The organism is Sphingomonas sp. SUN039 (genome assembly GCF_024758725.1).
GTDB lineage: Bacteria > Pseudomonadota > Alphaproteobacteria > Sphingomonadales > Sphingomonadaceae > Sphingomonas_O.
Genome location: NZ_CP096972.1, coordinates 769,569 through 792,640 on the forward strand (window position 1 = coordinate 769,569; position 23,072 = coordinate 792,640).

At 66.4% G+C, this 23,072-nt stretch carries 25 protein-coding genes; 16 read left to right on the plus strand and 9 right to left on the minus strand.

The window, feature by feature from the left end; genetic code table 11:
* Window positions 1-39 precede the first annotated feature (39 nt).
* The 10 genes from M0209_RS03840 to M0209_RS03885 are packed head-to-tail and all read left to right on the plus strand — an operon-like array spanning window position 40 to window position 12,338.
* Window positions 40-684 carry an XrtA/PEP-CTERM system exopolysaccharide export protein gene (locus M0209_RS03840; protein ID WP_258886981.1) on the plus strand — a complete coding sequence of 215 codons (645 nt, stop codon included), beginning with the start codon at window positions 40-42 and terminating at the stop codon, window positions 682-684.
* Between the two features lie 13 nt (window positions 685-697).
* Complete coding sequence (locus M0209_RS03845) at window positions 698-2,230, plus strand: XrtA system polysaccharide chain length determinant (RefSeq protein ID WP_258886982.1); 1,533 nt, start codon at window positions 698-700, stop codon at window positions 2,228-2,230.
* A complete protein-coding gene (locus M0209_RS03850; protein ID WP_258886983.1) occupies window positions 2,227-3,186 on the plus strand; it encodes an AAA family ATPase in 960 nt (319 codons plus the stop codon). Before M0209_RS03845 ends, M0209_RS03850 begins: the two co-directional genes overlap by 4 nt.
* Window positions 3,183-4,787 (plus strand): hypothetical protein, encoded by a 1,605-nt coding sequence (locus tag M0209_RS03855; RefSeq protein WP_258886984.1) that lies wholly within the window; start codon window positions 3,183-3,185, stop codon window positions 4,785-4,787. The genes M0209_RS03850 and M0209_RS03855 overlap by 4 nt, the downstream gene beginning before the upstream one ends.
* 17 nt (window positions 4,788-4,804) lie before the next feature.
* Window positions 4,805-5,923 (plus strand): XrtA/PEP-CTERM system-associated ATPase, encoded by a 1,119-nt coding sequence (locus M0209_RS03860; protein ID WP_258886985.1) that lies wholly within the window; start codon window positions 4,805-4,807, stop codon window positions 5,921-5,923.
* A gap of 19 nt (window positions 5,924-5,942) precedes the next feature.
* Window positions 5,943-6,782, plus strand: coding sequence for an XrtA system polysaccharide deacetylase (locus M0209_RS03865; protein WP_258886986.1), 840 nt, complete (start codon window positions 5,943-5,945; stop codon window positions 6,780-6,782).
* Window positions 6,782-7,798: a FemAB family XrtA/PEP-CTERM system-associated protein gene (locus M0209_RS03870; RefSeq protein ID WP_258886987.1), complete on the plus strand. Its 1,017-nt coding sequence runs from the start codon at window positions 6,782-6,784 to the stop codon at window positions 7,796-7,798. Before M0209_RS03865 ends, M0209_RS03870 begins: the two co-directional genes overlap by 1 nt.
* The gene (locus M0209_RS03875) at window positions 7,795-8,961 is read left to right on the plus strand and encodes a TIGR03087 family PEP-CTERM/XrtA system glycosyltransferase (protein WP_258886988.1); all 1,167 of its coding nucleotides are present in this window, start codon (window positions 7,795-7,797) and stop codon (window positions 8,959-8,961) included. Before M0209_RS03870 ends, M0209_RS03875 begins: the two co-directional genes overlap by 4 nt.
* Window positions 8,958-10,454: an exosortase A gene (gene xrtA / locus M0209_RS03880; protein WP_258886989.1), complete on the plus strand. Its 1,497-nt coding sequence runs from the start codon at window positions 8,958-8,960 to the stop codon at window positions 10,452-10,454. The genes M0209_RS03875 and xrtA overlap by 4 nt, the downstream gene beginning before the upstream one ends.
* A 6-nt stretch (window positions 10,455-10,460) precedes the next feature.
* Complete coding sequence (locus M0209_RS03885; protein WP_258886990.1) at window positions 10,461-12,338, plus strand: XrtA/PEP-CTERM system amidotransferase; 1,878 nt, start codon at window positions 10,461-10,463, stop codon at window positions 12,336-12,338.
* A gap of 139 nt (window positions 12,339-12,477) precedes the next feature.
* Here the strand turns inward: M0209_RS03885 and truA are convergent, their stop codons facing one another.
* Together truA and fmt are read right to left on the minus strand one after the other, a co-directional pair.
* The gene (gene truA, locus M0209_RS03890) at window positions 12,478-13,215 is read right to left on the minus strand and encodes a tRNA pseudouridine(38-40) synthase TruA (protein WP_258886991.1); all 738 of its coding nucleotides are present in this window, start codon (window positions 13,213-13,215) and stop codon (window positions 12,478-12,480) included.
* Window positions 13,216-13,224: 9 nt separating this feature from the next.
* Window positions 13,225-14,124: a methionyl-tRNA formyltransferase gene (fmt, locus tag M0209_RS03895; RefSeq protein WP_258886992.1), complete on the minus strand. Its 900-nt coding sequence runs from the start codon at window positions 14,122-14,124 to the stop codon at window positions 13,225-13,227.
* Between the two features lie 113 nt (window positions 14,125-14,237).
* On the opposite strand from fmt, the gene recR reads away from it, so the two are divergent.
* The 6 genes from recR (at window position 14,238) to M0209_RS03925 (ending at window position 17,917) form a co-directional block, all read left to right on the plus strand.
* Entirely contained in the window at window positions 14,238-14,834 is a 597-nt protein-coding gene (recR, locus tag M0209_RS03900; protein ID WP_258886993.1) for a recombination mediator RecR, read from the plus strand.
* Between the two features lie 15 nt (window positions 14,835-14,849).
* The gene (locus M0209_RS03905; protein WP_258886994.1) at window positions 14,850-15,209 is read left to right on the plus strand and encodes a VOC family protein; all 360 of its coding nucleotides are present in this window, start codon (window positions 14,850-14,852) and stop codon (window positions 15,207-15,209) included.
* 32 nt (window positions 15,210-15,241) lie between these two features.
* Window positions 15,242-15,778, plus strand: a complete 537-nt coding sequence (gene def, locus M0209_RS03910; protein ID WP_258886995.1) for a peptide deformylase — start codon at window positions 15,242-15,244, stop codon at window positions 15,776-15,778.
* A gap of 167 nt (window positions 15,779-15,945) precedes the next feature.
* Complete coding sequence (gene rmuC, locus M0209_RS03915; RefSeq protein ID WP_258886996.1) at window positions 15,946-17,343, plus strand: DNA recombination protein RmuC; 1,398 nt, start codon at window positions 15,946-15,948, stop codon at window positions 17,341-17,343.
* Window positions 17,343-17,552: a type II toxin-antitoxin system VapB family antitoxin gene (locus tag M0209_RS03920; protein ID WP_258886997.1), complete on the plus strand. Its 210-nt coding sequence runs from the start codon at window positions 17,343-17,345 to the stop codon at window positions 17,550-17,552. Before rmuC ends, M0209_RS03920 begins: the two co-directional genes overlap by 1 nt.
* Window positions 17,549-17,917 (plus strand): type II toxin-antitoxin system VapC family toxin, encoded by a 369-nt coding sequence (locus M0209_RS03925; RefSeq protein ID WP_258886998.1) that lies wholly within the window; start codon window positions 17,549-17,551, stop codon window positions 17,915-17,917. The genes M0209_RS03920 and M0209_RS03925 overlap by 4 nt, the downstream gene beginning before the upstream one ends.
* Here the strand turns inward: M0209_RS03925 and M0209_RS03930 are convergent.
* The 7 genes from M0209_RS03930 to M0209_RS03960 are packed head-to-tail and all read right to left on the minus strand — an operon-like array spanning window position 17,891 to window position 23,015.
* Entirely contained in the window at window positions 17,891-18,700 is an 810-nt protein-coding gene (locus tag M0209_RS03930; RefSeq protein ID WP_258886999.1) for an RNA methyltransferase, read from the minus strand. The two genes, M0209_RS03925 and M0209_RS03930, sit on opposite strands and share 27 nt — an antisense overlap.
* A gap of 4 nt (window positions 18,701-18,704) precedes the next feature.
* Window positions 18,705-18,971 carry an HPr family phosphocarrier protein gene (locus M0209_RS03935; protein ID WP_258887000.1) on the minus strand — a complete coding sequence of 89 codons (267 nt, stop codon included), beginning with the start codon at window positions 18,969-18,971 and terminating at the stop codon, window positions 18,705-18,707.
* A complete protein-coding gene (locus M0209_RS03940) occupies window positions 18,968-19,387 on the minus strand; it encodes a PTS sugar transporter subunit IIA (protein ID WP_258887001.1) in 420 nt (139 codons plus the stop codon). Before M0209_RS03940 ends, M0209_RS03935 begins: the two co-directional genes overlap by 4 nt.
* On the minus strand, window positions 19,384-20,325 hold the full coding sequence (gene rapZ / locus M0209_RS03945) for an RNase adapter RapZ (RefSeq protein WP_258887002.1): 942 nt from the start codon (window positions 20,323-20,325) through the stop codon (window positions 19,384-19,386). Before rapZ ends, M0209_RS03940 begins: the two co-directional genes overlap by 4 nt.
* Window positions 20,322-20,759 (minus strand): HPr kinase/phosphorylase, encoded by a 438-nt coding sequence (locus tag M0209_RS03950; RefSeq protein ID WP_258889554.1) that lies wholly within the window; start codon window positions 20,757-20,759, stop codon window positions 20,322-20,324. Before M0209_RS03950 ends, rapZ begins: the two co-directional genes overlap by 4 nt.
* A 17-nt stretch (window positions 20,760-20,776) precedes the next feature.
* Entirely contained in the window at window positions 20,777-22,306 is a 1,530-nt protein-coding gene (locus tag M0209_RS03955; protein WP_258887003.1) for a sensor histidine kinase, read from the minus strand.
* Entirely contained in the window at window positions 22,299-23,015 is a 717-nt protein-coding gene (locus M0209_RS03960) for a response regulator transcription factor (protein ID WP_258889555.1), read from the minus strand. Before M0209_RS03960 ends, M0209_RS03955 begins: the two co-directional genes overlap by 8 nt.
* Window positions 23,016-23,072 lie beyond the last annotated feature (57 nt).

Here is a 23,072-nt window from a genome sequence, read left to right on the forward strand (position 1 = left end):
CGGGGTCGAATTCCATCAAACGGGCAAGGATTTTGGGTTATGCAGCGCACGCGTTCGTCGCTTTTCCTGGGGGCCGGACTGGCTGCCATGACGCTCACCGGTTGCGCCGGTGGATCGGGTAGCGGTCCGCAATTGCCGCCTGCCAGCTTCGTGCAGGCGACCGAGGGTCCGGGCGAAGAATATGTCATCGGGCCGCTCGACCAGCTCACGATCTTCGTATGGCGTAACCCCGAACTCGGTGCGAAGGTGCAGGTGCGCCCTGACGGCCGCATCACCACCCCGCTGATTTCGGACATGCCCGCCGTCGGCAAGACGGCGGCGCAGCTGCAGGATGATTTGAAGGTTCAGTTGGCGCGCTACGTCAAGGATCCGATCGTTTCGGTCATCGTCGACAATTTCTCGGGCACCTATTCGCAGCAGGTCCGCGTCGTCGGGGCGACCGAAAAGCCGGCCTCGATCCCGTTCCGCGCCAATATGACTCTGCTCGACGCAATGATCGCGGTCGGGGGCTTGAACGAATATGCGGCGGGCGACCGCGCGCGGCTGGTCCGTTTCGACAAGAACACCGGCAAGCAGACCGAATATGCGCTCCGCATCGGGCGGCTGCTGAAACAGGGCGATTCGCAAGCGAACGTCCGGCTCCAGCCCGGCGACGTCATCATCATTCCGACCAGCGCGTTCTGAGGGGTCGAATCGAGTGGGCAACATCTACGACGAGGCGCTGGTTGCGCTCCACGGCGTTTGGCGTCGGCGCTGGCTGGCGCTCGCGGTTGCGTGGGGCATCGGCCTGCTCGGCTGGATGGTCGTCAGCCTGATTCCCAACACCTATAAATCCGAAGCCCGCATCTATGTGCAGGCCGCCTCGCTGCTGCCCGACAAGGTCGGCATGTCGGCGGGCGAGCAAAAGGCGAACATCGAAACCGTCCGCCAGACGCTGACTTCGGTCGACAATCTGCAAAAGGTCGTGCGCGGCACCGAACTCGCCAACCATGTGTCGAGCGATGCCGAGATTTTGGGCAAGGCGGGCAGCCTGCAAAAGGCGATCACCATCGTTGCCGAGCAGGACAATCTGTTCAAGATCAGCGCGGTCGTCGCCGAAGGCAGCATGTCCGACGCCGAGAACGCCAAGCTGTCGAAGGCCGTCGTCCAGAAACTGATCGACCTGTTCGTCGACGGCAATCTGCGCGACGGGCGGACCGAAACCGGCACCAGCCTGAAATTCCTCGACGCGCAGATCGAACAGCGCGGCGTGCAACTCGCGCAGGTCGAGGCGAAACGCGCCGCGTTCGAATCGAAATATTTGAGCGCATTGCCCGGCGGCGGCTCGATTGCCGAGCGTGTCGCACTGGCGCGCAGCGAATTGTCGCGGGTGTCGTCGGATTACGCGGCTGCCGCCAGCGGTCTCGCGGCGGTCAACGGCCAGCTGGCCAGCACCCCGGCCACCAACAATACGCCCGGTTCGGTCGTCAGCAGCGTCGACGGTCGCGTCGCGCAGATCCAGGGCCAGATTTCCGAGGGCCAGTCGCGTGGCTGGACCGACAATCATCCCGACATGGTCGCCCTGCGCGGCCAGCTTGCCCGCGCCAGGGCGGCGGGCGGCGGTGGCTCGCGGGTCGTGGCGGGGACGTCCACCCAGAACCCGATGTACGTGACCCTGCGCTCGATGCAGGCCGAAAAACAGGCGACAGCCGGTGCACTCGGCGCGCGCAAGGCGCAGCTTGAGGGCGAGATCAACCGCATCCTGTCGCTGCAGGCGTCCGATCCCGAATTCAGCGCCGCGCAGAACGGCATCGACCGGGACTATCAGGTGCTGAAGACGCAGTACGACAAGCTACTTGCCGACCGTGAAGACCTGCGCCTGCGCGGTCAGGTCCAGGCGCAGACGTCGCCGGTCAAATTCAACGTCATCGACCCGCCTTCGGCGCCGTCGGTGCCGTCGTCGCCGAACCGGCCGCTGTTGCTGACGCTTGTCCTGCTGGCGGCGATCGGCGGCGGTATCGGCGCGGCGTTCGGCTACGGCCAGTTGCAAACGACCTACCCGACCGCAACGCGGCTGGAGCGGGCCAGCGGCCTGCCGGTCATCGGCACGATCACTGAAGTCGTCCGCTCGTCCGAACGCGTGTTCCGCCGCAAGCGGTTGCGCCAGTTCGCGGGCGGCACGGCGGCACTCGTCGGCATGTGGGCACTGCTGATGGTCGTGGAATTCGTCCGGCGGAGCATGGTGGCGTGAGCGAGGCAGCAATGAGCAACGACAACCGCCGGGACTCGCTGATCGAGCGTGCCGCCGAAGTCTATGATTTCGGGGCCGCACTGCGTGGACGCGGCGGGTTTGCACCCGTCATCGAGGAACCCCGTGCTCCTGCGGAGGCAGGAGCCATGCCGGTCGAACGCGTGACAACCGCAAAGATTGCACCCGTCGCCGCCGCTCCTGTTTTCGCAGGAGCACAGCGTGGCCCCGTCGCCACAATCGACCGCACCCTGCTGCGCGACAACGGGTTCATCATCCCCGATTCGCCCATCGACACGCTTGCCGAGGAATTCCGCCTGGTGAAGCGTCAGTTGCTGCTGCGCGCGACTGCACAGCCGGGCGAACGCACGGCGAAGGACCGCATGGTCCTCGTCTGCTCGGCACAGCCCAATGAGGGCAAGACATTCTGCGCGGTCAACCTCGCCTTGAGCCTCGCCAGCGAGCGCGACAGCGAAGTGCTGCTCGTCGATGCTGATGTCGCCAAACCGCAAGTGCTCTCGACGCTCGGCCTGCCCAGTTCGGGCGGTCTGATCGACGCGATCGCCGATCCGTTGCTCGACGTCGAGCGGCTGATCGTCCGCACCGATATTCCCAAATTGTCGGTCCTGCCCGCGGGCAGGGCGACCAACGACGATACAGAATTGCTGTCATCGGCGCGCGCGGCGGAAATTATCGCGGGCCTCGCGACCGCCAACGAACGCCGCATCGTCATCATCGATTCGGCGCCCGCGCTCGCCGCCTCGCCTGCGTCCGTGCTCGCACACCGCGTCGGGCGCATCCTGATGATCGTCCGTGCCGACCGCACCAAGGAATCGGATCTTCAGGAAGCCATCGCGCTGCTCGACGGCTGCAACGACATTTCACTGCTGCTCAACGGAGCCAGCTTTTTCGGGACCAACCGGACCTACGGGTCGTATTACGGATCGGAACAGTCATGATGCGGAGCCTTCCCATCGCGGCGCTCGCGGCAGTCGTCGTCTTCGCGCCCTCGGCCGAAGCCAAGAAGCGGACCGAGCTTCACCCCTATCTCGAGGTCGACCAGACCGCGCTTGCCGACCTGAAGGGTCGCGGGCCGGTTTCGACCTATACGACGGTTGCGGCAGGCATCGACGCCTATACCAGCACGCCGCGCGCCGACGCGCAGATCAGCGCGCGCTACGAATACCGCAAAGGCTGGGGCCGCAACGCCCAGGACGCGCATGTCATCTCGGGCCTCGCGCGCGGTCGCTACGAAGTCGTGCCGAACCTGTTGCAGCTCGACGCCGGCGCGCTTGCCACGCGGACACGCACGGACATTCGCGGCACATCGCTCAATCCGGGCCTCGGCAATCCGTCGAACACCAGCCAGCTCTATTCGGCCTATGTCGGGCCGTCGCTGTCGACGCATGTCGGCCAGCTCGGCGTCACTGCCTTTTACCGCCTCGGCTATACCAAGGTCGAAAGCGAAACCCGCACGGCGCTGGCGACCGGCAGCCCGGTCATCGGCACGTTCGACAGCGCGGTCGGCCATTCGGCGGGTCTCAGCGTCGGCATGAAAAGCGGCTTGTTGCCGTTCGGCTGGACGGTGTCGGGCGGCTATTCGCGCGAGGACGCCAGCCAGCTCGACCAGCGCTACGAAGGCAAGTTCGCCCGCGCCGATGTCGTTCTTCCGGTGACGCCGACCGTCGCCATCACCGGCGGGGTCGGTTACGAGAAAATCACTGCGAGCCAGCGCGATCCCGTGCGCGATGCGACCGGCAATCCGGTGGTGACGCCGTCGGGGCGCTACGTCACCGACCAGAGTTCGCCGCGCCGCCTGTCGTATGACACCTCGGGCTTTATCTGGGATACCGGCGTCCTGTGGCGGCCCAGCCGCCGCACCTCGCTCGAGGCCAAGGTCGGCCGTCGCTATGGCAGCATGACCTATATCGGCGATTTCAGCTGGCAGATGAGCGAGAATGAATCGTTCCAGGTCGGTGCCTATGACGGCGTCACGACCTTCGGCCAGCAGCTCGGCGGCGCGCTGTCGCGCGTGCCGACGCGCTTTGTCGTGTCGAGCGATCCGTTCAACAACCAGTTCGGCGGCTGCGTTTATGGCGGCGAAGGGCAGGGGGCCGGTTCGTGCCTGTCGCCCGCGCTGCAATCGGTGTCGCAGGGCGTTTATCGCAGCCGCGGCATCGGCGCGATCTACCGCAAATCGGCCGGCCGTTTCGGCTGGGGCCTGGCGGCGGGCTATGCGCAGCGTCGCTTCTACGCACCGCCGGTCGCGGGCTTTGCAATCAACGGCGCGACCGATTCGAGCGTTTATGTGCAGGGCGGTCTCAGCTACCAGATCGACGAGAAGTCGAACCTCGATACCTCGGCGTACATCAACTGGTACGATTCGGGCGTGGCGGGTGCACCGCGCGTCACGGGTGTCGGTGCCACCGCCAGCTATCGCCGCAACTTCGGCCCACGCTTCTCGGGTCAGGCAGCGGTGGGGCTATATTCCAGCCAGGTCGAAGGGTTCGAGTCGAGCCTGACCGGCGCGGCGCAGATCGGCGCACGATACACCTTCTAGGGGCAGGGCAAGACAAGATGAGTTACATCGATCATTACAGCCTGACCGCCGCGCCGTTCGCGCTGACGCCCGACCCGCGTTTCTGGTTCGAGAGCGCCACGCACAAAAAGGCGATGGCGTACCTCGGCTACGGGCTGCAGCAGGGCGAGGGTTTTGTTGTCGTCACCGGCGAGGTCGGCGCGGGCAAGACCACGCTGGTCGGCCTGCTGATGGAGCGGCTCGACCCCGCGCGTGTGGCAGTGGTCAAGCTGGTTTCGACGCAGGTCGAGGGCGACGACATGCTTCGTCTCGCGGCGCAGGGATTCGACCTGCCGACCGAGGGTGTCGCCAAGGCCCAGCTGCTCGGGCGGATCGAGAGCTATCTGATCGATCGTGCCCGCGAAGGCCGCAAGACCCTGTTGATCGTCGATGAGGCGCAGAATCTGCCGGTGTCGGCACTCGAAGAGCTGCGGATGCTCTCGAACTTCCAGTCGGGCGGACGTGCGCTGCTCCAGATCCTGCTGCTCGGCCAGCCCGAGTTCCGCGAGCGGCTCGCGTCGCCCGAAATGGAGCAGCTGCGCCAGCGCGTCATCGCGACCCACCACCTCGACGGCATGACCGCCGACGAAGTGAAGCCCTATCTCGAACACCGCCTCGGTGTGGTCGGCTGGAATGGCCGTCCGCAGATCGGCGACGGCGCGGCGCGCGCGATCCACGCCGCATCGGGAGGAATCCCGCGCCGGATCAACCAGCTGGCCACGCGCGCCCTGCTATCGGCAGCGCTGGAGGGTGCGGAACTGATCGACAGCGCCTTGATCGACGACGTCGTGGGCGACCTCAGTGCGGACCAGAAGGCGGTAACTGCGGTGCCGCAGCCCCTCGCAGCCGCCGTGGCCTCCGAAGTCGTGGCATCCGAAGCCGTCGCGCCGGCAGCCCTCGCCTCGGCGGCCGGGCCAGTCACGGCGGCGGTCCCGGAGACGGTGGAGGTGCTGCGGGACGATCCGCGCACCGACGATCACGCCGCGCGCATCACGCTGCTCGAACAGCAGGTCGAGGCGCAGGAAGCAGCACTCCGCCGTGTGCTGACCCTGATGATCGACTGGGTCGAGCGCGACGAAGCACAAATCCACGATTTGCCGCGCGCACGTCCTGCCTGACTCCGCTAAGGAGGCGGCAATGCTCAACGCACTCTCCGTCGATGTCGAGGACTGGTATATGGTCGGCGCGTTCGAGCGCACGATCAGCCGCGCCGACTGGCCGTCGAAAGAAGTCCGTGTCGAACGCAACACCGATGCGGTGCTCGCCCTGTTCGGCGATGCGGGCGTCAAGGCGACCTTTTTCACCCTCGGCTGTGTCGCGGCGGCGCATCCCGCGCTGATCCGGCGGATGGTGGACGCCGGTCATGAGGTCGCGAGCCATGGCTGGGACCATGTCCGGGTTTTCGAGATGACGGCCGAGCAGTTCCGCGCCGATACGCGCCGCGCACGCGCCACGCTTGAGGATGCCTCGGGACAGGCAGTGACCGGCTATCGCGCGCCCAGCTTTTCGATCGATGCGCGCACGCCCTGGGCGCACGGCATTCTCGCCGACGAGGGCTATGCCTATTCGTCGAGCGTCGCGCCGCTGAAGCACGACCATTACGGACAGGCCGATGCACCGCGCGGTGCTTGGAAACCCGCTGCGGGCAGCGAGCTGATCGAACTGCCACCCGCCGTCGTCGATATTGCGGGGCGGACATTGGGGACCGGCGGCGGCTTTTTTCGCCTGCTCCCCTATGCACTTTCGCGCTACGGCATGCGGCAAGTGAACGGGGCAGGGCGACCGGCGACTTTCTATTTCCACCCCTGGGACATGGACCCGGGCCAGCCGTTCGTGGCCGATGCGCCGCTGCGTTCGAAGCTGCGCCATTACCCCAATCTTGCGCGCATGGCGGGCAAGCTGCGCCGACTGGCGAAGGACTTCGACTGGGGCCGCTACGACACCGTCGTGGAGCGCGAACGCGCACGGATGGCGTGATGCACGTCCGTCTCGCCACCCCTGATGACGATGCCGCCATCGCCGCCTATGTCGCGGGCCATGCGGCTGCGACGGCATTCCACCGGCTGGAGTGGGGACGGGCGGTGGCCAGGGGGTGCGGGCAAAAGGCGCATGTTCTGGTCGCTGAAGGGGAGGAGCTGTGCGGCATCCTTCCTCTGACTGAGCTGCACTCGCCTCTTTTCGGTCGCGCCTTGGCGTCCAGCGGGTTCGCGGTCGGCGGCGGCATCCTTGCCGATGACGAGGCGACCGGCGAGGCGCTTGCAGCCGAGGCGCTGGCGATGGCTGCGCGCCTTTCGGTCCCCGGCGTCGAGCTGCGCGGCGGGTATTTGCCGCAGGGCTGGGACCGCGACGACACGACCTATCTCGGCTTCGTCCGCGACCTCGCCGACGACGACGAGGCCGAACTGCTCGCCATCCCGCGCAAACAGCGCGCCGAGGTGCGGAAGGCGCTCGGCTTCGAGCTAACCACCGATCTGGGCGACCGCGACGCGCATTACCATGTCTATGCGACCAGCGTCCGCAACCTCGGTACGCCGGTATTCCCGAAGGCGCTGTTCGCCGAAGTGCTCGACGCGTTCGGCGACGATGCCGATATCCTGACTGTACGCAGGGATGGCGTTCCGCTCGCGAGCGTGTTGTCGCTCTATCACCGGGGAATCGTGATGCCCTATTGGGGCGGCGGCACGGCGGACGCGCGCAAATGGCGGGCCAACGACCTGATGTATTTCGCGCTGATGGGCCATGCCCGCGCGCGGGCTTGCACACGCTTCGACTTCGGTCGCTCGAAAGCCGGGACGGGCGCGGCGGCCTTCAAGCACAATTGGGGGTTTGAGGGACAACCGCTTGTTTACGCGTCGAAAACGCTCGATGGACGACCCAAGCGCAGCGTCAATCCGCTCGACCCGAAGTACAGCCTTCAGGTCAAATTGTGGAGCAAACTGCCGCTGGCCGTCGCCAATCGCCTCGGCCCGATGATCGCGCGGGGGCTGGGGTGAGCGGAACGGATATCCTCTTCCTCGCCCATCGCTTGCCCTGGCCGCCTGATCGCGGCGACCGTATCCGGTCGTGGCACATGCTCGAGGCGCTGGCGAAGCTGCGGCCCGTGCATGTCGTCACGCCGCTCGACAGCGCCGAAGACCGCCAGCACATCGCCAAGGTCGAAAGCGTGGCCGCCAGCGTGACCACCGCCGTGCGCCCGTCATCGAAGGGGATTGCGGTCGCCCGCGCACTGTTGACGGGTCTCCCCGCTTCGGTCGCGCTGTTTTCGGTGCCGGTTCTGCATCAGGCGGTCCGCAACCGGCTCGCATCGGGCGAAATCGGCACGGTCTTCGCCTTTTCCGGGCAAATGGCGCATTATGTCCCCTTGGGGGTCGGGGCGCGCTTCATCATGGATTTCGTCGACATGGATTCGGCGAAATTCGCGCAGCAGGGCGCGAGCGCCCACGGCCTGTCGGGCCTCGCGCTGCGTCATGAGGCGAAACGCCTGCTGGCATTCGAGACCGCGACGGCTCGTCGCGCCGACGCGGCGCTGTTCGTCAGCGAAGCCGAAGCCGCGCTGTTCCGGACGACAACGGGACTGTCCGCCCAGACACTCGAAAACGGCGTCGATGCCGCGCATTTTGCGCCTGACGCGGTCGAGCCAGCCGATGCCCCGCATCCCCTAATCGTCTTCACCGGGCAAATGGATTACGCGCCCAATGTCGAAGCGGTGACCGGCTTCGTCAGGGACGTCTTGCCGTCGCTGCCGACCGCCACTTTCGCCATCGTCGGGCGCTCGCCGACCGCTGCCGTCAGGGCGCTTGCCGCGCCCAACGTGATCGTTACCGGTGAGGTGCCCGATACCCGGCCTTGGCTTGCTGCTGCCGATGTGGTGGTCGCGCCGCTCGCGCTCGCAAGGGGCATCCAGAACAAGGTGCTGGAAGCGATGGCGATGGGTAAAGCCGTTGTCGCTTCACCCGCCGCTGCTGACGGGATAGATGCCGAGGCGGGGGCCGAACTGCTTGTCGCCGATACACCGGCGGCGCAGGCAGCGGTCATCGGTACGCTGCTTGCCGATCCGTTGCACGCCCGCGCCATCGGGACCGCAGCGCGCGACCTCGTGCGATCGCGCTACAGCTGGTCCGCGTGCCTGGCCCCGCTGGCGGGGTTGGTGGCGTGAGTATCGAACCCGCGTGGCGCAAACCGCTTGCTGCCACGGCTCTCGCCATCCTCGCACTCCTCCTGCTATTCGCCCGCGACGCCCGCGACATGGGCTCGCTGTGGTGGAACATCTCAACCTACCAACACTGCCTGTATGTCCTGCCGATCATCGCCTGGCTGATCTGGTTGCGGCGCGGGGAAGTCGCGCAGACCACCCCCGCCGCATGGCCCCCCGGCCTCGCGTTAGTTTTAGGCGCAGCACTGGTCTGGCTGATCGGCGAAGCGGGTGGGGTGGCGATCGTCCGCCATATCGGGCTGGTCGGCATGATCCAGGCGAGCGTGATCGCGATTCTCGGCCCTGCCGTCGCCCGCGCGGTGCTGTTCCCGTTGTTCTACCTCGTGTTCCTCGTGCCCTTCGGCGACGAATTCACCGGCCCGATGCAGACCCTGACCGCGAAGATGACGATGGGGCTGCTCCATCTGACCGGTGTCCCTGCCACCATCGACGGCGTGTTCATCACGACGCGCGCCGGCTGGTTCGAAGTGGCGGAGGCGTGCGCGGGGGTGAAGTTCCTCGTTGCCATGGTCGCCTATGGCGCACTGGCGGCCAATGTATGTTTCCGCTCGCCGCTGCGCCGCACGCTGTTCATGATCGCGGCCATCGTTGTGCCGGTGCTCGCCAATGGCGTACGCGCCTGGGGCACGATCTATGCTGCCGAAAGTATCGGGGTCGAGGCCGCGACCGGGTTCGACCATATCGTCTATGGCTGGGTATTCTTTGCCGTGGTGATGCTGCTCATCATGGGCGCGGCCTGGCCGTTTTTCGACCGGCGGATCGGCGAAAACTGGCTCGGCGGGAAGGTTTTCCCCGCTTGGCGGCCCGTTGCGCCGGTGCTGCTTGTCGCGCCGCTGGCGGTGGCTGCGGCGGCAGTGCCCGTCGTTTGGGACAATTGGGCCGCACGGGCAGGGCGCATGGCCTTGCCCGCACCGGTCGATTTGCCTGTAGTGAAGGGCTGGACCCGCGTTGGCGATCGCCCGTCGCCGCCATGGACGCCGCGTTTCGACGGGGCCGATCACCGACTGTTCGGCCGATATGGCAATTCTGCCGGTCAGCGCGTCGATGTCGGCGTCGCGCTCTATGGCTGGCAGTCGCACGGGCGCGAAATCGTCGCGTTCGGGCAGGGGGCCGCCGACCCCTCGGGCCACTGGGCCTGGGCCGCGAACCTGCCGCCGCTCGCTATCGGCCATGTCGAACGCATCATGGGACCGGAGAAGGCCGAGCGCGAGGCCGCGACTTTCTGGTTCGTCGGCGGCACGGCAATGCAGGGCCGTGCCGCGGTCAAGCTCGCGACATTGAAGGCGCGCCTGACCGGCAGCGACCAGTCGGCGGCAACGCTGATCGTGTCGGCGCAGGGGAAGGGCGCGCATGACGCGCTGGTTGCCTTCCTGCACGACATGGGCGATCCGCAACCGCGCGTCGCCGCGATGCTGGCGCAGGCAAAGGGGCGCTAAAGACTCATGTGCGGCATTGCCGGTCTCTTCCATCTCGGTACCCCCAAGCCCGTCGATCCGGCGCGGGTCGTCCTGATGACCGATGCGCTTGCCCATCGCGGGCCGGACGGATCGGGGGTGTGGACGGCGCAAGGCGTGGGTCTCGGCCACCGGCGTCTCTCGATCATCGACTTGGGCGGCGGGGCGCAACCAATGCTCAGTGCCGACGAACAGGTCGTCGTCGTCTTCAACGGCGAAATCTATAACTTCGCCGACGTCCGTCGCGAATTGCAGGCCACAGGCGCGCAATTCCGCACCGACAGCGATACCGAAGTGCTGATCCACGGCTGGCGTGTCTGGGGGCCGGACCTGCTGCCGCGCCTCAATGGCATGTTCGCTTTCGCGCTGTTCGATGTCGCGCGGCAGATGCTGTTCCTGGCGCGCGACCGGCTCGGCGTGAAGCCGTTGCACTATGTGGCGCTCGCCGATGGCAGCATTGCCTTTGCGTCCGAACTGAAAGGGTTGCTGGCCAACCCTGCTGTACGTCGTGAACTCAATCCGCAGGCAATCGAGGATTTTTTCGCCTTCGGTTACGTCCCCGACGACACCTGCTGGATCGAAGGGGTGCAGAAACTCCCTGCCGCCAGCTTCCTGCTGCTCGAACGCGGCAAACCGCTCCCGGCCCCGCGCGTTTGGTGGGACGTCGATTTCACGCAGCGCGCCAAGGGCACGGTTGCCGACCTCGAAGCCGAAATGCGCGACCGGCTGCGCGCGGCGGTGACCTCGCGGATGGTTGCCGATGTGCCGCTGGGGGCGTTCCTGTCGGGCGGCGTCGATTCGTCGAGCGTTGTCGCCTTCATGGCGGAGGCGTCGTCGCACCCGGTGCAGACCTGTGCCATCGGGTTCGACAGCGCCGCGCACGACGAAACCCGCTACGCTGCCGAAATCGCCAAGCGTTTTGCGTGTGACCACCGCAGTCGCATCGTCGCGTCGGACGATTACGCCGCTGCCGACACCGTCGCGCGGATGTTCGACGAACCGTTCGCCGACGCGTCGGCACTGGCGACATGGCGCGTCAGCCAGCTCGCTCGTGAAACCGTGACCGTCGCGCTCTCGGGCGACGGCGCGGACGAGATTTTCGCCGGATATCGCCGCTATAAATTCCAACACACCGAGGAACGTGTCCGCAGCATCGTGCCGCAGGGTTGGCGCGAGCCGGTGTTCGGCAGCCTCGCGCGCGCCTATCCCAAGGCCGACTGGGCGCCGCAGATGTTCCGCGCCAAATCGACCTTTGCCGCGCTCGCGCTGGGCGGCGGCGAGGCCTATGCCCGGGCCGTGGGCGTTACGCCGTTCGAGGAGCGCGCGGGGCTGTTCTCGGATAGCTTCAAGCGCAGCCTTCAGGGCCACCGCGCCGAGGACCGCTATGTCGCCGCGATGCAGAATGCGCCTGCCCGCGATCCACTCGACCGCGCGCAATATGCCGATCTCAAGATCTGGCTGCCCGGCGATATCCTGACCAAGGTCGACCGCACCAGTATGGCGGTGAGCCTCGAGGCGCGCGAACCGCTGCTCGACCACCGCCTCGTCGAATTCGCCGCGACCCTGCCGGTGTCGATGCGGCTCCGCGGCGGCGAGGGCAAATGGCTGATGAAGCGCACGATGCGCGGCACTTTGCCCGATGACATTCTCTATCGCCGCAAAATGGGCTTTGTGACGCCCGTGAGCGCGTGGTTCCGGGGACCGTTGGCAGGAGAAGCGCGGCGGCTGGCCGGTCTCGCCGACACCGGATGGTTCGAGCGGACGACGCTGGAGCGCGTCGCCGAAGACCATATCGCCGGCAAGCGCGATCACGGGCGCCTGCTGTGGCAGTTGGCAATGTTCGAAAAGGCGTTGGCGCTGCTGTAGTTCCTGACGAAGGCAGCAAGAATCGTTCACACGAAGCTCACGAAGACACGAAGGAAGGAAGATTGAGAAGCGGCTTCATCCCCTTCTTCTACCTTCGTGTCTTCGTGAGCTTCGTGTGAACCCCCTTTGCCTGCGGCGCTCAGTAATCCGCCCGCATAAAGTATAACCCGTCCGGCGGCGCGTTGAGGCCCAGTGCCGCGCGGTCCTTCGCCTCCAGCGCGCCCCGCAAGTCCGCCGCCGACCATTTCCCGCGCCCGACCAGCGACAGGCAGCCGACCATCGAGCGTACCTGATGATGGAGGAACGACCGGGCGCTCGCCGAAATGGTAATCGCGTCGCCCTCGCGCACCACATCGAGGCGGTCGAGCGTCCGCACCGGGGACTCGGCCTGGCAATGCGCCGAGCGAAAGGTCGTGAAATCATGCCGTCCGACGAGCGCCTGTGCCGCGTCGTGCATCGCCGCTGCATCGAGCGCGCTCGGCACCCGCCAAGCCAGTCCAGAGTCGAACGTCAGCGGTGCCCGTCGGTTGACGATCCGGTATTCATAATGCCGCGCAATACACGAGAAACGCGCGTGAAAATCGTCCGAAACCGCAACGCAATCGATCACCGATACTGGATCGGCGCGCAGTCCGGCGTTCAGCCCCTCCATGAGCCGGAACGGCGTGATTGCGCGCGCCACATCGATGTGCGCGACCATGCCGCGCCCGTGCACGCCCGCATCGGTCCGTCCGGCACCGTGCACGGCAATCGTTTCGCCCAGAATCGCAGCGGCGGCGTCCTCTATCGCCGTCTGCACGCTCGGCCCATGCGCCTGGCGCTGCCACCCCATGAACGGGCGGCCGTCATATTCGACGGTCAGGCGAAAGCGGGTCACGGCAGACCCTTAGGTCAGGATCGTGCCGACCGGAATATCGAACCCGCGCAACAGATCCTCGGCGGGCATCGCCGCACGGCCGGCACGCTGCACCGTCGCCAGCCGGATCAGGCCGATGTCGCAACCGACGACCAGTCCCGCATCGGCGACGACCCCGGGATCGGCCCCGCCCTCGATCACTTCGCCCGCCAGCACGCGGATACGCTCGCCGCCGAATTCGAACCAAGCGCCGGGCGTGGGCGCAAAAGCGCGGATCTGGCGTTCGACGGCTTCCGCACCGGTCGTAAAGTCGATCCGCGCCTCGGCCTTGTCGACCTTGGCGGCATAGGTCACGCCCGATTCGGGCTGCGGCACGGCGGGCGGCGCGTTCGACAGCGTCTGGACGAGCAGTCCGGCCCCCATTTGCGCCAGTTCGGCGGTCAGCTCGCCAGCGGTCTTCTGGTCGATCTGGGTGACCGCACGCGCCAGCATCGGCCCTGTATCGAGGCCGGCTTCCATCTGCATGATCGTCACGCCCGTCAGATTGTCCCCGGCGAGAATCGCCCGCTGGATCGGCGCGGCCCCCCGCCAGCGCGGCAACAGCGAGGCATGAACGTTGATGCACCCGAGCCGGGGCGCTTCGAGCACGGGACGCGGCAGGATCAAGCCATAAGCGGCGACCACGGCGACGTCGGCGCCGAGCGCGGCAAAGCCGAACTGATCGACCGGGTCACGCAGCCGTTCGGGATGGCGGACGGCGATCCCCAGCTCTTCGGCGCGAAGCTGGACGGGTGAAGGCGACAGTGCCTTGCCGCGCCCCGCGCGCCGGGGCGGCTGGGTATAGGCCGCCGCAATCTCGTGCCCGGCGGCAACCAGCGCCTCCAGGCTGGGGACGGCAAAGTCCGGGGTTCCCATGAAGATGATACGCATTCGATCGTTCCGCAGCCGGAGGAAGCGCCCTTTATCGCGGCACCCAGTAAACCGGCGGTAAAGTGAAGGACAGGGCTTCGACAAGCGGCTCTGGATCGCGCTATGTCCCGTTTATGGCCTCTGTCGAAATCGAAGCGCTGTCCGCCGCACTGGCCCGCCTGCCGGGGCTCGGCCCCCGCTCGGCACGCCGCGCGGTGCTGCACCTGCTCAAAAAGCGCGAAGGGGCGCTGGTGCCGCTGCTGCGCGCGCTGGAGGCGGTCGATGAGCGGCTGGCCGAGTGCCAGGTTTGCGGCAACATCGATACCAGCGACCCGTGCGGCATCTGCGCCGACCCGCGCCGCGACGACCGCAGTATCGCGGTGGTCGAGGAAGTCGCCGACCTGTGGGCGCTCGACCGCGCACGGCTGTTTCCCGGGCGATACCATGTGCTGGGCGGACGACTATCGGCGCTCGACGGGGTGCGGCCCGAGGATCTCACCATCGACCGGCTGGTCGCGCGCGTCGAAAAGGGCGGCGTGGACGAGGTCGTGCTGGCGATGAACGCGACGCTCGAAGGACAGACGACCGCGCATTACATCGCCGACCGGCTGGAGGGGTTTCCGGTGCGCCTGACCCAGCTCGCGCACGGCCTGCCGGTGGGGGGCGAACTCGACTATCTCGACGACGGCACGCTGGCACAGGCGCTGCGCGCGCGGCGGCCGGTGGGTTAGGGAAGGGGAACGATCATGGGCGTCACCGGCATCGGCGGTCTGTTTTTCCGCGCACAGGATCCCAAGGCGCTTTCCGCCTGGTATGCGACGCACCTCGGCGTCGGCGACGGCGAATGGGGCCTGTGGAACCAGCAGGCGGGGATGACGGTGTTCTCGCCGTTCAAGGCCGACACAGATTATTTCCCCGCCGACCGGCAGTGGATGCTCAACCTGCGCGTCGAGGGGCTTGACGCGTTGCTCGATTCGCTGCGCGCGGCGGGGATCGAAATCGTCACCAAGCCCGAATGGGATTCGCCCGAAACCGGCCGCTTCGCCCGCATCCACGATCCCGAGGGCAACCCCATCGAATTATGGGAACCGGCAGCAGAGGGTTGAAACCACCGCCCACGCCGTCCTATCTGCACCTCATGGCCATCCGCCCCATCATCGAAGCGCCCGACCCCCGGCTGCGCCTGATTTCGAAGCCCGTCGAGACGATCGACGACAGCATCCGCACGCTCGTCGCCGACATGTTCGAGACGATGTATGACGCCCCCGGCATCGGCCTTGCTGCGATTCAGGTCGGCGAACCGCTGCGCCTGCTGGTTATCGATCTCCAGCGCGAGGTCGAGGGAGCCGAGGGTGAAGAGCCTACGGTGGTCAACGACCCCCGCGTCTTCATCAATCCCGAAATTCTCGAGCCTGCCGGGGATACCAACATCTACAACGAGGGCTGCCTATCGGTGCCCGACCAGTACGCCGATGTCGAGCGCCCCGCGACGTGCCGCGCCCGCTGGATGGACCTCGACGGCGTCCAGCACGACGAGCGGATCGAGGGGATGCTGGCGACCTGCCTCCAGCACGAGATGGACCATCTCGAAGGCATTCTCTTCATCGACCATCTCAGCCGCCTGAAGCGCGAGATGGTGCTCCGGAAACTGGCAAAGCTCAAGAAAGCCGCCTGAGCTCCGACGTAAAAAGCGCTGTCCTACAGCAATCGTTCCATATACGTTCCGCCGATGGCCCGATTCGTTTTCCAGCAGATCGAAACCGAGAACGCGCATCGCCTTGCGGCAGCGCGTTTCAGGTGTGACCTTTGTGACCTTCGGCAGTTTTCCGGGCATTTCGCAGCATGAGCGTCGAGTTGATCATCTTTGCCGTGGTCGGTTTGGCGATAGGGCTGTTGCTTGGCTGGCTGCTGGGCGGGCGGACGGCGGCGACCGTGCGCGCCGAACTGGCGGCGGTGCAGGTGCGCGCCGACCAAGCCGAACTGCTCCGCAAGACGCTCGACGAGGTCGAGCGCGAGCGGGAGGACGCCACCACGACGATTGCTGCGTTGCGCGCAGACCACAGCGCGCGCGCCGAATCGTTTGAGGCGCAGCTGAAGCAATTATCCGAGGCGAAGGACGCCCTCGGCGCGCAATTCGCCGAGACGGCAGGCAAGCTGCTCGACACCGCCCAGCGCCAGTTCCTCGAACGCGCCGATGCGCGGTTCAAGGAATCCGAGGCGACGACGGGGCAGGGGATCAAGGCGCTGTTGCAACCGGTGACCGAACGCCTGCAACGCTATGAAGAGGGCGTCGCCAAGGTCGAGGCCGAGCGCCGCGACGCCTTCGGCGATCTGAAGGGCCAGATCGAAGCGATGCGCCTCGGCACCGAGCGCGTTTCGGGTGAAGCGGCCAAGCTGGTCAACGCGCTTCGCAACGCCCCCAAGGCGCGCGGACGCTGGGGCGAGCAGCAGCTCAAAAACGTCCTCGAAAGCTGCGGGCTTTCGGAATACGCCGATTTCCAGACGGAGGTGAACGTCGGCCTCGAGGATGGCGGGCGGTTGCGGCCCGACGTCATCATCCGCGTGCCCGGCGGGCAGAGCCTCGTTATCGACGCGAAAGTGTCGCTGAACGCCTATCAGGACGCGTTCGGCGCGATCGACGAGAGCGACCGCGCGACGCACCTGACGGCACATGCGCTGTCGATGCGGACGCATGTGAACGGCCTTGGCAACAAGAGCTATTGGAGCCAGTTCGCCGACGCGCCCGACTATGTGATCATGTTCGTGCCCGGCGAACATTTCCTTTCGGCGGCGCTCGAGCATGATCCGACCCTGTGGGATTTCGCGTTCGACAAGAAGGTGCTGCTGGCGACACCTACGAATTTGATTGCCATTGCCCGGACGGTGGCGGCAGTCTGGCGGCAGGAGAAGCTCGCCGGACAGGCGCGCGAAATCGCCGAACTCGGCAAGGAACTCTACGCACGTCTTGCGGTGATGGGCAGCCACGTCGGGCGGCTCGGCAAGAGCCTCGATACGGCAGTGGGCGCGTATAACGCGTTCGTCGGCAGCCTCGAGACCAACGTGCTGACGCAGGCTAAAAGGTTCGAGACGCTCAATATCGATACGGGGGGGAAGGCGATCGAACTGCCTCCCGTCGTCGAGCAGGCGACGCGACCGCTGGTCAAGCTGGTCGGCGAGGGCAGCTCTGCATTGAAAATTGCATCAAATGATGCCATTTCTGATGCCGAAGGAGCAGCGTGATGCGGACGACGATCAAGATCGACGATGAACTTTTGGCAGACGCGCGGGAGTTCTCGGGTATCGATGAAACATCGGCGCTTGTCCGTCATGCGCTCAAGACTGTCGTTCAGCTTGAAGCCGGTCGACGCTTGGCAAGGCTCGGGGGAAGCCAGCCCGGCTTCGTTGCAGCCCCCCGGCGACGCCCTCCCGAGTTCACGAACCCCGAATGATTCTGGCCGACACCTGCATCTGGGCCGATTATATCGATCGGGGCGATTACAGCCTGGCGGCATTGCTCGAAAATGGTGCCGTCGTGACGCACCCGTTCGTAGTTGCCGAAGTGTTGCTGGGGAATCTTGCAGATCGCAAGATGTGGAAGGACCAGCTCGCGCGGTTGCCCGAATTCCTTCCGGTTCGCCACAGCGACGTGATGGCGCTGATCGATGCGGCCGAACTCGGCGGATCGGGCGTCGGTTATGTCGACGCGCATTTGCTGGCAGCCGTTCTTGCCCGCCCGGGTACCGCAATCTGGACCCGCGACAAGAAATTGAACCGCGTTGCCGGAGAGTTAGGCGTAGCGTTCGAGCCCGCCTGACCTCCGCCGCTGATTGAGTACCTCATACGCCATCACCGCCGTCGCGACCGCCGCATTGAGGCTGTCCGCCTTGCCGCGCATCGGCATTTTGACCAGCAGGTCGCAGGCCGCCTCATAGTCGGCGGGAAGGCCTTGCGCCTCGTTGCCGACAAGAATGAACGTCGGGGCGTCGTATCTCGCCGCCTGATAGTCGGTCGTCGTGTTGAGGCTGGTCCCGACCAGCTGGCCGGGGCCGCTTCGCAACCACGCCATGAATTCCGGCCAGCGCGCCATCGACACGCTCTGGGTAAAGATCGCGCCCATGCTCGCGCGCACTGCTTCGACCGAAAACGGGTCGGTACAGTCGTCGATCAGGATCAACCCGCCCGCGCCGACCGCGTCGCCGGTTCTCAGGATCGTGCCGAGGTTGCCCGGATCGCGCAACGCCTGCGCCACGATCCAGATATCGGCCTTGCCGCGGTCGAGCGCCTCAAGCGGCGTCGGGAATTCGGCGAAGACACCGACGACACTGCCCGGATTGTCCTTGCCGCTCAGCTTCGACAGGATGTCTGCACTGGTGACGAAGGTCTCGCCTGCTGCCGCTTCGAGCCGCTGCACCAGCGGATGCCCAGCGCTGTCGGGCGTCCTCCACAGCATCTCGGGCGCAACCGCGGCATCGAGCGCTTCAGTCAGGATGCGGAGTCCCTCGGCAAGGAACTTGCCCTCGGCGCGCCGGTGCTTCTTGTCGCGAAGGCTGCGGACCTGTTTGACGAGCGGGTTGGAGAAGCCGGTGATCTCGCGCACCGGCTCACTCTTCCCCGAACTTGTTCTCCACCAGCTCCGCCAGCGCCGCGACCGCTTCCTCGGCCCCGTCGCCGCTCGCGCTGATCGTCACCGAGTCGCCGATCGCCGCGCCGAGCATCATCAGCCCCATGATCGAGGTGCCGACGACGCGCGCGCCGTCCTTTTCGACCTCGACGGTCGCGGGCAGTGTGCTTGCCAGCGTCACGAACTTGGCGCTCGCCCGCGCATGCAGCCCGCGCTTGTTGGTGATGGCGACCGTCCGCGCGATCATGCCGCGCGCTCGCCATGCACGTCGCCCAGCACTTCGGAGGCAACGGTGATGTATTTGCGGCCGGCCTCGCGTGCGGCGGCGACGGCATCGCGGACGTTCATCGTGCGGCGCGCGCCTTCGAGCCGGATCAGCATCGGCAGGTTGATCCCGGCGATGACCTCGACACGCCCAGGCTGCATCAGGCTGATCGCCATGTTGGAAGGCGTACCGCCGAACAGGTCGGTCAGCACCACGACGCCGCGCCCGGTGTCGACTTCGGCGATGGCGGCGGCGATGTCGGCGCGGCGCGCTTCCATATCGTCATCGGGGCCGATGGCGATGGCGGCGACGGCGCGCTGCGGGCCGACGACATGTTCCATGGCAGTGACGAATTCCGTGGCGAGACCGCCATGCGTCACCAGCACCAGACCGATCATTGCTGTTCCAAAGTCCCTTTGCTGCCCCCGCGCGCGCTGCCACCCTCTGTCAAATCGTCGGGGCGGCTGGCGAGATCGCGGTGAGTGACCGTGGGCGAAAATGCTGCATCGCGCAACCGCTTTGCGACGCGCTCGGCCATATGGACGCTGCGGTGCCGCCCGCCGGTACAGCCGAACGCGATGCTGACATAGGATTTCCCCTCGGCCTGGTAACGCGGGATCAGGGTCAGCAACAAATCCTCGATCCGGGTTGCCACGTCCTCATAGGCAGGATCCTGGGCGATATAGTCAGACACCGGTGCGTCGAGCCCGCTCATCGGGCGGAGGTCGTCGACCCAGTGCGGGTTTCGCAGGAAACGCATATCGAACATCAGGTCGGCGTTGCGTGGCACGCCGCGGGCGAACCCGAACGACATCACCGACAAGGTCGGCCCGCTGGTATCGCCGTCGCCGAACCGGTCGCGGAGGTCGGCCTTCAGCGCGTTGCTGGTGAACGACGTCGTATCGACGACATGGTCGGCCCATCGCCGCAAGGGTGCGACCAGTTCGCGCTCGCGGGCGATCCCGTCGGCGGCCGGACGGTCGAGCGCGAGCGGGTGCCGTCGCCGCGTCTCGGAATAGCGTCGTTCGAGTTCCGCCCCGCCGCAATCGAGGAACAACGTCGCGATCTGTGCGCCGTCGTCGCGCATCGCCTTGATCCGCGTCACGATGGCCTCGGCATCGAATCCACGCGTCCGGCTGTCGATCCCGAATGCCAGCGGGCGGGCGTCATTGGCACCCTGCGGCAGGTCGGTGGCCAGCAAGCGATTGAGCAGGATGAGCGGCAGATTGTCGACGACTTCCCAGCCCATGTCCTCGAGCGTGTCGAGCGCCGTCGATTTGCCTGCGCCCGACATGCCGGAGACCAGCAGGATCCGGGTCGGGCGGGGCTGTTTCATGCCGGCGTCCCCAACCGCTGAAGCGCCAGTTCAGCCTTGAACGGCGCAGAGGCTTCGCGCCCGTCCAGCGACAGCAACGGAATATCGACGCCGAGCAGACTGCGCGCCTGCCCAGGCTCGGGCAGCCGGGCCGCCGGTTCGCCGAGTGTTACGACCAGCGCAACCGGTGCTTCTGCAACATTGGGCATGTCCAGAATGCCAAGGCCGCGGACTTCGATCTTGCCGGCGATGGTTGCGGGGGCCGAGGCGACGATCCGTCCGGCACGGCGCTGAACGAAGGTGTAATCGTCGCTCACCAGCAGCGCGCCCCGGTCGATCAGGCGCAGCGCAAGGTCGGACTTTCCCGCACCCGAAACGCCTTCGATCATGATCGCGCGCCCGCCGACCGACACCGTTGTCGCATGGAGCGTGTCGGACGAGAGCATAGCCACCAGGTGCTCCTAGCCCCGCGTCACGCCACCGGCAAACGAATGGCGAAGCGTGCGCCGGTCCCCGACGGCGGGTCTTCCACGCCGATGCTGCCGCCCATCGCTTCGACAATCGTCTTGGCGATCGCGAGGCCAAGCCCGGAATGGCGCGCAAAGGCGTCCTCGGGCCGTTCGCTGTGAAAGCGCCGGAATATCGCTTCGCGGCGTTCGGGCGGTACGCCGGGGCCGCTGTCGTCCACATAGATGGAGATGCTGCCGTGAGTCCGACCCGTCGAAACGGCGACGCCCGCACCGGCCGCCGAAAACGACACGGCATTGTCGATCAGGTTTTCCACGGCACGCACGAGACGCGGTTCGTCGCCCATGACCCGCATCCGGCCCTGCGGCTTGTCGAAACTGACGACCGGCGTGTCGGCACCGCGTCGCAGGTCGCGGGCGGCAACGACTGTTTCGAGCATGGCGACCACATCGATCGTCTCGAAGCGGGTGCGCGACAGCTCGCCGTCGAGGCGGGAGAGCTCAGAAATGTCGGTCACCGAACGGTCGAGGCGGCGCACGTCCTCGGACAGGATCGCATGGAGCTGGGCGGTGATCGCCGGGTCCGATGTCTTGCCGAGACTCTCGACCGCCGACGCCATCGAGGCGAGCGGGTTTTTCAGTTCGTGCGCGACATCGGCGGCAAAGGTTTCGGTGGCGTCGATGCGTTCGCGCAAGGCCTGCGTCATGTCGCTGACCGCGCGCGCCAGCATCCCGATTTCGTCGTTGCGGTCGGGCAGGCGTGGCACAATGACGTCGCGCGACCGGCCGAGCCGCACCCGCACAGCTGCCTGCGCCAGCCGCCGCAACGGGGTCACAATGGTCCGCGCGAGGAACAACGACAGGGCAATCGACAGGAACAATGTGCCAAGCACGATAATGGCGAGGCGGAACCGCTCGGCCCGGACGAGGCGCGTCACGTCGCGCGAATTGCCGACACTCAGCACGAACCGGGTGCGCTCCAGGTTCACGGCCGCTGCCGCAGTAACGATCAACGTGCGGTCGGGAGCGAGCCAGACGCGCGAGGCGACCGTCGCGCCGCCCATGACGCTTTGCAGCTCGGGCCAGTCCTTCGCCCGGTCGCCCGCATCGGTGAAGGGATCGGGCACATTGGCACCGACCAGCCGCTCGGCCAGCCGGTCGACCCAGCGCGCGCCCTCATTGTCCCAGGGTTCATCGGCGCGACCGTCGAACCCGTAGGTGCGCGGCCCGGTTGCCCAGCTGTCGAGCAGTTGCTCGCCGGTGTTGTCGAACAGCCGCAACCGGTCGCCCGAGCGCTTGCCCAAGGTTTCGATCAACGCCTGACGCGCGCGCCGCGGCGCGGCATTGATCGCGGCGGCAGCGATCTGGGCCTCTCCTTCGGCCTGGGCCCGTCTTTCCTCGATCAGGCGCACCCGAAAATTGTCGAGGTAGAACAGACTGCCGGCCATCAGCACCAGCGCGACGATATTGACCGCGAGTATGCGCCGCGTCAGCGAGCCGCGCCCCTGCCACGGCTCGATCTCCTCGCTAGCCATCGGTGAAGCGGTAACCCGCGCCGTACAGCGTATCGATGGCGTCGAACGACGGCGCGACCGCCTTGAACTTGCGACGGATGCGCTTGATGTGGCTGTCGATCGTGCGGTCGTCGACATAGACTTCGTCATGATAGGCGACGTCGAGCAGCTGGTTGCGGCTTTTCACCACATCGGGGCGACTGGCGAGTGCCTCGAGAATCATGAATTCGGTTACGGTCAGCGCTACCTCAAGCCCGTCCCAGTGCACACGGTGCCGCTGCGGGTCCATCGACAGCCGCCCGCGCACGATCGGCTCGCCGCCGCCTGCGCTTGTGCCCTCGGGATCGGCATCGCTGCGCGAGAATTCGACGCGGCGAAGGATCGCGCGGATGCGCGCGATCAGCAGTGCTTGCGAGAACGGTTTTGCGATGTAATCGTCGGCACCGGTGGCCAGACCCTCGGCCTCGTCGCTTTCCTGATCCTTCGACGTCAGCAGGATCACGGGCAGGGCGGATACCGCCCGCAACCGCCGCAGCAATTCCAGTCCGTCGAGCTTGGGCATCTTGATATCGCACACCGCCAGATCGGGCGGATTGTCGATCAGCGCCTTCAGCGCGACATCGCCGTCGGTATAGACGCGGGTGACGAACCCCTCCGCCTGCAGCGCGACCGCGACCGAGGTCAGAATGTTGCGGTCGTCGTCGACGAGAGCGATCGTTGCACCGGGCATTGCCATGATGTGGCGGCAGGGCGCGCGATACGCAAGCCAGTGCGGTGCGGCGGCCAC